Source organism: Pedobacter sp. UYP1, from assembly GCF_040547305.1.
GTDB lineage: Bacteria > Bacteroidota > Bacteroidia > Sphingobacteriales > Sphingobacteriaceae > Pedobacter.
Map to the genome: position 1 here is coordinate 1 of NZ_JBEPPL010000034.1, position 10,035 is coordinate 10,035.

The following is a 10,035-nucleotide window of genomic DNA, read 5'->3' on the forward strand; positions in this document are numbered from 1 at the left end:
GGATAAAACTAAACCACTAAAGTGGCATCATTTAAACCGTAATAGCTGGCACTAACAGACCGAAATAGCTGGCACTATTCGAACCGTAATATCCAGCTTCGGTCATCTTCTTCGGCCTGCAACAGCATTTCCATGCCTTCAGTGAAGGAAAGTTCATGGTGCTTTCTGGTTTCCATTAATGCCTGCCAGCTACGGCCCATGCCATGCAGACGCAATTGTCTAAGTTGTGTTTCTATGTTCATTTTTTAGAATTGGATAGTGGTTTGTGTATAATATTCTTTACCCCGGATGTTTCCATGTACAGGTAAGGATTGTTCTTTTGCGGGATGATCCTGATGATCTTCCATGTTATTTTGCAGGATTCGCCCTACAAAACGATAAGAGAAGTTGCGGTTCAATAGCCAGTTCACAGGCTTTGGCAAAGGCCGCGGCAGGTGCCTTTTTCTGTAGACGTAGCAAGCCATCACATGTTCGGTATAATTGTTCAGGGTGCCGCGGCTGCTCGAAAAGAAGCTGTACAAGCAGGTGTAATTCAGCGGATTTATCCTTTGCTTTTTCTATATAATAGGTAGGACTTCTATCCATGTAATGACGATGATGGGAGTTCAAGTGTTCTTTAATAGTCGTATATCCGGCGGGCTGGTAGCTCCTGATATGAACTGCAACCTGTTTGCCAGAAGCATAGATATAGACCATAGAACGCGTGTAAATCACTTTTACACGGCCACCAACGTAGGTAAAAGGTACACTGTAATAATGCTTATCCCTGCCAATATAGATGTGGTTATTGTTAGCTACTTTTGGCTCACAATAATACTTCAGTTCAAAAGTGGTTTCGGGCAACGGACAAAGCAAATGCTTCTCAGCAGCCAGAAACCGTTCTTCCCTGCACCATGGCTTTTGCTGCATCCTGGTTTGGTTATGTATCTTTATTTTCCCCTTAATAGCCTCGTTCAGTGCATCCAGAGAAAAGAATTGCCGGTTGCGTAATCGTGCATAGACCCGGTTGTAGATCAGTTTGACCTGGTTCTCAACCAAAGCCTTATCCCGAGGTTTTCGCGGTCTTGTGGGAACAACTGTAATATTATAATGATTGGCAAAGTCTTCCAATGAACGGTTCACATCTGGCTCATAACGGTCTGCTTTGATAATAGCTGATTTCAAGTTATCAGGAACTAGTATTTTAGGCGTTCCGCCAATATGCTGAAGGCAGCAGCCCAATGCATGAAGGAAGTCGGCAATTCGCTGGCTGGGAACTGCCATTGCAAAGCTGTAATCGGAAAAAGGAAGGCAGGCTACAAATACCTGACAGGCAACCACCTCACCGGTAGAATGATCAATATAATGAAGGGGCTTCCCTGCAAAGTCTACGAATAGTTTATCGGCTGGCTGATGATCCAGTTTCATTCCCGGCCGGCGGGCCCGCAATTGCTGCTGCAAATGAAAGCAGAACTGCGAATAACTGTAACCTTGCTGATAATCGATGATATACTCTTCCCAAAGCAGTTTTCTGGTTACACCAACCAGTCCCAATTGCTTCCTGTAGCTTTCCAGATGAGCGCTCAAATGTTCAAACCTGGGATCTTTATAAGCGGGATTACCCGCATGGAATTTACTTTCTAATACTGGATCTTCAAGAGCTAATAACTCAGCTACAGCAAGTTTGCCGGTGGCTAACTTGATCAAATAAGACTTTACTGTATTCTTGCTGATACCTAGAATGCGGGCAATACTTTTAATGGAATCTCCCTGCTTATGCAGGCGTAATAGTTGTTTGATCTGACTCATTGCTTTTGCTTTTCCAGCCATCAGCACTCGGATTAAGTGAAAGAATATTCACCTAAATAAACCAAAATCAAATCAATCAAGGGGTCAGTATGCTCCGGAATAACACGGCCCTAGCTCAAATTAGAGGGGTCAACATGCTCCGGTACGACCAGTTGTTCAATAATAAGGGGGTCAGTATGCGCCGGAATGACAGGGTTTGCAAATCTGCTAGCCTAAATCAACTCATTCTTTATGCACATTTTAGTGGGGTCAGCATCGTCCAGAATATCCATTAACGAAGTCAATGATGATCTCGGTATAATGAGTAGATCGACCTTTCGAAATAAGATATATACAAGTGGATTTTCTGAGAATACCTTGCTATATACAGTCTTAAATAAGATTTTCGAAGTATCGACCGCTCGATTAGAAGGCAGTAAAGTGGAGGCAGAAGACCCACATTTTGGCGGTTCAGATTATCTTTCATCTGCATTTGGACATTTATTCATTTTTGAATCGAAAGATATCTTAATTAGAAAAGAAGTCAAGGAACAACTCATAGTACCGGAGTTGAGGAATGAGTTGCGTTTAAAATTTTACAAGGACGGAAATAGCGATAAGGCTGTTTTACAACTTGCTAAAAATATTAAAAAAATTTTAGAAGGGAAGTATGAACGTTTTGGGTTTGTACCCGGTAAATATCATATGATTTACCCAATCATAGTGGTACATTCAGATACTTTTAATACTCCGGCTTTAAATCACCTCCTTATAAAATGGTTCAAAGAAGCCTGCACTGAAGCCGGACTTACAAAAGAACAATTATATAAATTAAGGCCTGTGGTACTTATTGATATAACTACGCTTACTTATTTTCATGAATACTTATCTAAAAAAGCAACTAATCTCAATAACCTAATTGACAGGTATCTTAATTATACTAAACTTAAATACGATGATGGTGGAATACCACGATTAAAGTCAATGGAACAAATGATTCCATTTTCTGCATTTGTAAACCATTACCTAAGAAGTGTAAGACGGGTTAGAACGTCTCGATGGTTGATTGAAACAATTCATCCTGTAATTTTATAGAGGAGTGTAATTCAGACTACAACTCCTCCACTTCGTCTGAATCGATTAGATTGTTAATATAGAAATTTATCGGATGGTTAGTCTTTGCATAAAATTCATCATGTAAATCCCGGGTCAGTTTCGACAGAATCTGGTTTTGAAAATTCTTTTCAAAAAAAGGAGTTTTTAATTTCTTTTCATACCATCGGACATAGGCTTTCTGTGAACGTTTTAAATCAAAAGGCAGGAGTTGGATCATTTTTCTTACACTTGACATCGCACCGTTCATATTTTTGATATCCTCAATTGCCTCATCTGCTCTATCCTTGTAATATTTGTCAGAGTATAGTGTCTTCAACTGAAAGACATTTATATTTCCATGTTTATGCGTATCATCATAAGAAGGGACATCACCCAAAACGCGTTTTATTTTCTCAAGTGAAATATCCAGGCTCAGGACAAGATCAATGTCTCTGACTGTATTTGGAGGGTCAATTATCGCCTTAAAACGTACATGCTTACCAAAACCTTCTTCGTAGGGGTTTAAATGGTAATCATGTTTGAATTCAGTGCTATTCTTATTGGTAGAATTGCAATCTGTATCACTAGGTACTAAGTTATACAAACAAAACGCTAAAATTGGGTGCCTACTTTCGTCAAAAAAATGATCTAGAGATGCAGTTTTAGCATACTTAGTAGTGGAGGCAATTGGCTTAATTACGACCATGTTACAGTATGGACACGCAATTAACGGAAGATGATTGCGATAAAAATTTTTTACGATGTCCCAAAACGGATTACTTTTCTTGTAGAAAATAAGCTCGAGAACTCGCTTATTAAACGGGTCATTTATTTGAAATTTCCAAGCTAAATACCTTTCAGCTCTAATCAAATCCTGAGGAGCACAAATCAATAGTGAATTCAACCAAATTCCATTTTGAGCTAGTAATGACACCAGTAGTTTTCTTAGTTTAGTAAAATTAACAGCAGCTAGTTTTACTGAACGTAGTCTGAAATTTGCGACTGTGGTCACATAATCTGCGGCATCGTAATCCTTCTTGATTAAAAATTGTTCCCCATCAATGACTTTTGTCAAATGTCTAGTGTAGTTTTTCACCCTTTTCTGGTCTAAACTGTGCATATTAATTGCACTGCCTTCCAGATGAGAAATTGCCGTTTGCAGCCAATTTAGCATATTGAAGAGCTCATCCTTTAACTCCTTCAAGTAACTATCTTCGAATTTTTCTTGATCTTCTATCTGAATCTTAACCATCGTAACCGTCCATGAACTCCTGAATATTTGCCTTTAAATAATCATCACCAATCATGGCAACTAGTTGCCGATCTGATTCACTAACTACCTGGTGCTCTTTGATTCCATTGATTACTGCTACTATCTTTCCGTCAGCAAAATCTCCCATATGCGAATCACTCAAAAAGAAACTGTCAGTCAGGATTTCATTAATATTGCCTCCAAAGGTTTGAATATCGCTTTGCACAGCCTCTGTCCTACCACTTTCTTCATTGACCTTCATCAGCATTAAATTTTCTTTGGGAATATCCGACAATATAAATGGTGAATGTGTAAGCAAAATAATATTAAGTGCTTTGATACCTCTGCTCTCGTTCAAAGACATCTGATTGATGGCAGCCAAGAGGTCACTTACAAATCGTTTCTGGAGTTCAGGATGGTAGTACAATTCAATTTCATCTAAAATAATATTAATATTCTCGTATTTCACACGATTCACACTGCTCATATGGACTGAAGCCAGGTTATTGAGGTGATAAATCACCGTCTGGATCGCATGGATGGAATGAAGCTCTCCTGAACTCAACCGAGACATCGGATACGGGACATTAGATCCGTTGGCAAAATTAAATTCAATTGAAAAAATAGAAGGTGGGAGTAAATTCGGTACATCATAAGCAGCCGGCACTTCCATCCAATGCAATAACTCGTCAACTGAATATTCCCAACTTGTCTGGCCATTATCCTCTTGAAACAAACCACCGACCGAATCGTCAATTTTCATTTTTAAAAAGTTTACTGCCTGTCTAAGTTTGAAAGCGATATGACTCTCTTCATGAAGTATAAGATTTAAAAAAACGTTATTTCTGCCATCATTCATTTCCTCCCCAAAGTGGTAGCCACCTTCGAATCCCTCATATGTCTTAGAAATTTTGACGATTTTAGCGTAAATGTAATTCAGAGTTGGCTGGATCATCTTCGATTCCGTCGGAAACATTTTGTATTCATCCTCTGGGTAGAGCACCCTCAATAGGTCAAGCGCTAGATTTGCAGCATCAGCCTTTCCAGTGACACTTTTATTAGTGATTTCTAATTGTTTTTTTATCTTACGTTCATTTAGTGTGAATGTCACCGAATGGATAGTATGCTTTTGTGCAACCTTGTAAAATTGGCGATCCTTACGTCGACTACTTCGCTGTATCATAATATTGGAAAGGAGCCTTGCCTGTGCCCGATCCATTTCATCATTGATGGAGAAATCACCTTCATCACGCATCGGGCTAAGTACAATAGGTGTCTTATACCCGTCATTCTTGTGAAAAAGCGTGTTAATCCAATTGCCCATATGAGTTGAATTCCATGCGTAATGCGAGTAATTCACGGCGATGGTATAAAAAAACAAGTCAGCAATATTCTTTTGACTAATAGGTATTGGTTCAGAAAATAAAATGTCATCCGGTGAATTTTTCACTCTTCTCACTGCGTCGGCGGAAGAATCCCCCCCTATCTTCAAAACAAATATGGAATCGTCAAATGAAAAGTAAATTTCTGCTTTTAATTGCAGCTCGATTTCTTTTTTATCACTTTGAAACGTGTTATCCGGAATTTTTCCATTTTCCGAATCCACTGTTTCCAACAAAGGTTTCATTACACCGGATTCAATAGAAAAAAGATAGACGGCAGCGAAAAGGATTTCAATCAAACTGCTTTTACCTGCACCATTTTTTCCGGCAACCGCGCAGACACTAATCTCTAAAGGACTGTCGTCAGCAGTTGAGACTTTATACAGGTCTACAGGAAATTCTCGTTTTATTGAAACATAGCCCACTTCGCTTCCCCCCATCAGAGGTTTACCTTTCGAATCAAATAAATCGTAGCCAGTGTAAAAAGAATACACATGGCCTGTAGTGAGGTTTTTCAAGAACCTGTTATCGCACCCAACTAACGGTCGGATTGCGATAAGTTTAAAATCGTTCATATTAAAAATTAGCCTATAATTTACTATAATATATCACCTTACGTTGAATACATTATACTGTTTAAAAATTCGGTCATCTCTTGGGAGGTTTTCTCTACCTGTGATTTTAATTGATTCAATTCCTTCTGATCGACTAAAAATCCTTTATTGATAAAAGCCTGATATGCGTCAAAACTCGCATTATATTCAGTCAAATGTTGGGTAAATAATGCTTCCAAATTTCCCACTAGATCATTTTGTTTGGTAAAGAATTGTAAACCTTTACATTTATCAACAGGCATAATCACAGAAATATCAGCAATACTGCCAATCTCAAAGACGCTAGTTTCTTCTTTATTATTTTGATAAGCCAGCCGATATTCATTTTGATATTTATATCGCAATGGTTTTTCGAAATACTCTTTCCTACCATTCAGTACATTAGCATCAATGTACCTTACTCCGTTCCTATGGAAGTTTTTAACTGCATGTGGGATTATCCTTTCTACCCTGGCGATAAATTCATGAGGTTTGAATATTATTAGCATGTGCGTACCGAACCCTGTCATTTCCAGAGACAATTGATGATTCTGATCCTTAAGCTCTTGTTCACTGATCACCGAGTATAAGCAAAAAATATTTGCAAAGAATTCAGTATTGACATAGGTTGATCTAAAAGTTCCATCTGGCAACCTAGTCATGGTGATATGAACATCATGGAATTCCCTTGTTAAATCCATCGTAGCACCTATTCCATACGTTTGTTTATAGATGTTTTCATACTGGTCACCTCTTCCAATCGATGGGTCACATCCAGCAAAAAATTGCAACGTATTAAAAAACAGTTTTCCATTTTGAAGGGCTTTCATATGCTCCTCAGTACCGTATTTTATAAAAGCCAGAACTGGTCTACTTGGTTGAATTAAATTCATGTCTTATGTTGATAAAATTTGGATTGCATTATTGATTCTTCAATAATGGTTTAACAAAGTGTGTTTTTTTGCAAACTATCAATGGCCTTATCTTTAGTATTGACTTCATTGCTTAACCCGATTTTTTCACTATCAAAACGATTGATCCCAAAATACATACCTACGCCGGTTTAAAAATACTCAATGGTATCAAATACCAGATCCTGATTTGGGAAATGATCTATATTGTGATAGTAATTCAGGTCATAAGAATATTGACATTGTTCAGCTTCGTTTGTATTGATTGTGTCCATACTAAATGTGTATTCGTTTGTTGGTTTCAAATTCTGAACAATGTATAAAAAAGCAGAGACAAGTAAAACGTCACTGGAAATATCATTGTACAGCGGCACTTGCATAATTAGTCCTAAAGCTAACAGATTTGTTTACTTTTAAAGCAGATTAACAGTAGCATAATTATGCAGAAACCAAATATCACACGTACGCTTGGGCAAATCCATTTCGAAGACCTTGAACCCCATAGATTTGAAGACCTTGTGCGGCAGCTAATTTATGACTATAAAGACTGGCAGAGTATTGAAGCTACAGGTCGTGGAGGTGCAGATGACGGGTATGACATCCGAGCCTATGAAAAACATGTGGAGATACTACAAAATAGCGACGACGAAATTACTGAGCCGTTACCACCAATGGAAGGCCGACGCTGGATGATCCAGTGCAAGCGCGAGAAAGAGATTGGTGCCGCAAAGGTAAAAAAGATTATTGATGAAGGTGTAAACCCAGCCGACGCTCCGTACGGCTATATATTGGCAGCCTCTGCTAATATATCTAAAAAGACCTATGACGCATTTCGTGATACATTACGTGCTGCCGGAGTAATGGAATTCTATTTATGGGGAAAGGCAGAACTCGAAGATCTGCTACTACTACCAAAAAATGACAGAATCTTATTCACTTTCTTTGGCATCTCACTAGTCACCAAACGCCAATCTAAAACAGCCGAACTTCGATCGAGAATTACTGTTAAGAACAAGCTCATTGGTTTGCTCGGAAGTAATGCTATCTTTCATAATGATGTCTTGATAAGAGATTTAAATGACGAATTTTACCCTTTCGACGAATTGAATCCGGATTTCTCCAACAAGCCGGGCTGGAAGAAATATACAGCATTTGAACACCATCCTTTGGGAATTTGGTGTCATGTTCATGAATATTTTGGATACATAGATCTTGAAAAGAAGGAATATGACTATGTTGCCATACACGATTTTGTAATCGACAATGACCAAAACGATGAACTCACAACAAAAAGACACCAATTGCAAATGTCAATAAGGAAGCATTGGGAACTGCTACCCAAGCACAAACAGGTACACATCAAGACTGAGGGCTTACTTAAATTCGAGGATATCGTGCTAATCGACCCTAAAGGCGACACCAAGTATGAAATACCACATCTTTTTATAGATTACCAGGGAAAAACTAGTCCTTTCTATAGACTAGTTGACGTAGTTGATCTTTTAAGTGAGGAGCTAGTACTTAAGGATTTTAGACGGATTAAATATTTTAAAGATCAATTCGAGAAACTGGAGATTGGTAAGATACATACAGATCTGAATATTGATATCGCTCAAACAACCGTCGAGGAATATGCTAAGCATAACTCCGTTCCGGCCTTATATAGCCTCGACAGCAAATATGCCCAATTGAATAGTAAAGATGTCATCTTATTGCCAGCTGAATCAGATGAAGGACGTACATACTGGATGGTAACGGCAATTTACACCTGCAAGTTAAGCGAGCATCTCGCAAATCACCCTCATTTGTATCATCTGAAAAATACCGTCGAATCACAGCTTAAGAAAAATATTACAGATCAAAAAAAAATTAACGTATATGAGATAAAAAGGTTTTATGACTAGGAACTAAAATCTGAGGACGATTAACACAGCGTTAGTACTACTTACGTTTTTTTTAACCTGCATCCAGAAATAGAATTGAACCGAGTATATTTAATCCTTAAAAGTTTGCTTTTTTTCAGATAAAAAGCTATATTAGTCTATAGTTCATTGATAATCAACGACAAAAAAGGTCATTAGGGCGTTAAATCAAGGCAATACATATTTAATAATATGTGCCCTATTCGGCTCCCTGAATTGATTTTTATTTGATAAACGATTACAAATCAATATTTTAAGAGTTGGGTTAAGCATCCTGCCACCCCGACTCTAAAAAAAGAGATCATTTGATCTCTTTTTTTATGGAATAAACTCTGTTAAACGCTCAATATATTTCCTCAATTGCAGGCAGACTTGACTGCAAGTTTTTCGGTAATGATCTTGTTAACTCGAATTCAGAAATGCCAATAGGTGTATTCATGTCTCTCAAAGTATATTCAGCCATAACTTTGGATCAAGTCATAAACTTGTGGATCAGGGATTAAATTTCAAGTTTTGGTTTGATATTTTTTGAGTTCAAAGCAGCTGGTTACGATTCTTTAATAAGCTGATTACTTCCTGATTTCATAGTTCAATTTATCATTATTAAACGCTCCTGATTACTTTAATCAGAGATCGGCCAACCCTTCGGCGGAATTCTTAGGGGGAGGAAAGATCCTGATTTTTCCAGGCTTGCTACTTTTACGAAAGTTCTCTGCTGCCTTTCGGTTTCCATTGATTGTTTCATTGTGCCCCTTACAGAACTTTTGAAACAACCTGTACTCCAAACTGCTGCTTTAAAAATGAAACCGCCCAGGATTCCCTTTGAAAATTTACCCGTTAAACTTCTCATAATAAATAAATGCCTTTCCACCAATGTAGGCTATTAGCATTAAAGATTATCCTGATGCGTAAAAAATGTCCGTAATTGTCCGCAGCTGTCTGCAATTGTCCGCAGTTGTCCGTGGGTTAGTTAAAGGGGAAATTATAATTCCATTAATCTTCATCCGGTTATGATCTAGTTGTGCCTGAGTGGTGGTCGGGGTGAAAGCAGGTTGTAAACAGGCTTTAAGCATAGCAACTCTAAGTCATTTCAACTAGTTGTTTTGACCTGGA

The 10,035-nt window shown here is 38.1% G+C and carries 8 protein-coding genes; 2 read left to right on the forward strand and 6 right to left on the reverse strand.

What is annotated here, in order from left to right:
• Positions 1-74: 74 nt before the first annotated feature.
• Complete coding sequence (locus ABIB30_RS27075) at positions 75-242, reverse strand: ATP-binding protein (protein WP_354306138.1); 168 nt, start codon at positions 240-242, stop codon at positions 75-77.
• Between the two features lie 106 nt (positions 243-348).
• On the reverse strand, positions 349-1,809 hold the full coding sequence (istA, locus tag ABIB30_RS27080) for an IS21 family transposase (RefSeq protein WP_354306139.1): 1,461 nt from the start codon (positions 1,807-1,809) through the stop codon (positions 349-351).
• 279 nt (positions 1,810-2,088) lie between these two features.
• On the opposite strand from istA, the gene ABIB30_RS27085 reads away from it, so the two are divergent.
• Positions 2,089-2,862, forward strand: a complete 774-nt coding sequence (locus ABIB30_RS27085) for a hypothetical protein (protein WP_354306140.1) — start codon at positions 2,089-2,091, stop codon at positions 2,860-2,862.
• A 16-nt stretch (positions 2,863-2,878) separates the two neighbouring features.
• On the opposite strand, the gene ABIB30_RS27090 is transcribed toward ABIB30_RS27085, so the two are convergent.
• From ABIB30_RS27090 to ABIB30_RS27105, 4 genes are all read right to left on the reverse strand, one after another.
• Entirely contained in the window at positions 2,879-4,114 is a 1,236-nt protein-coding gene (locus tag ABIB30_RS27090) for a hypothetical protein (RefSeq protein ID WP_354306141.1), read from the reverse strand.
• The gene (locus tag ABIB30_RS27095; protein WP_354306142.1) at positions 4,107-6,014 is read right to left on the reverse strand and encodes an AAA family ATPase; all 1,908 of its coding nucleotides are present in this window, start codon (positions 6,012-6,014) and stop codon (positions 4,107-4,109) included. The genes ABIB30_RS27090 and ABIB30_RS27095 overlap by 8 nt, the downstream gene beginning before the upstream one ends.
• A 95-nt stretch (positions 6,015-6,109) precedes the next feature.
• Positions 6,110-6,982 carry a hypothetical protein gene (locus tag ABIB30_RS27100; RefSeq protein ID WP_354306143.1) on the reverse strand — a complete coding sequence of 291 codons (873 nt, stop codon included), beginning with the start codon at positions 6,980-6,982 and terminating at the stop codon, positions 6,110-6,112.
• A gap of 170 nt (positions 6,983-7,152) precedes the next feature.
• On the reverse strand, positions 7,153-7,275 hold the full coding sequence (locus ABIB30_RS27105) for a hypothetical protein (RefSeq protein WP_354306144.1): 123 nt from the start codon (positions 7,273-7,275) through the stop codon (positions 7,153-7,155).
• 165 nt (positions 7,276-7,440) lie between these two features.
• On the opposite strand from ABIB30_RS27105, the gene ABIB30_RS27110 reads away from it, so the two are divergent.
• Positions 7,441-8,904 carry a hypothetical protein gene (locus tag ABIB30_RS27110; protein ID WP_354306145.1) on the forward strand — a complete coding sequence of 488 codons (1,464 nt, stop codon included), beginning with the start codon at positions 7,441-7,443 and terminating at the stop codon, positions 8,902-8,904.
• Positions 8,905-10,035 lie beyond the last annotated feature (1,131 nt).

Coding starts and splice junctions, on each gene's coding strand:
- ABIB30_RS27105 (WP_354306144.1), bottom strand. CDS start 7,275: ATGGACACAATCAATACAAACGAAGCTGAACAATGTCAATATTCTTAT.
- ABIB30_RS27110 (WP_354306145.1), top strand. CDS start 7,441: ATGCAGAAACCAAATATCACACGTACGCTTGGGCAAATCCATTTCGAA.
- istA (WP_354306139.1), bottom strand. CDS start 1,809: ATGGCTGGAAAAGCAAAAGCAATGAGTCAGATCAAACAACTATTACGC.
- ABIB30_RS27075 (WP_354306138.1), bottom strand. CDS start 242: ATGAACATAGAAACACAACTTAGACAATTGCGTCTGCATGGCATGGGC.
- ABIB30_RS27090 (WP_354306141.1), bottom strand. CDS start 4,114: ATGGTTAAGATTCAGATAGAAGATCAAGAAAAATTCGAAGATAGTTAC.
- ABIB30_RS27100 (WP_354306143.1), bottom strand. CDS start 6,982: ATGAATTTAATTCAACCAAGTAGACCAGTTCTGGCTTTTATAAAATAC.
- ABIB30_RS27085 (WP_354306140.1), top strand. CDS start 2,089: ATGAGTAGATCGACCTTTCGAAATAAGATATATACAAGTGGATTTTCT.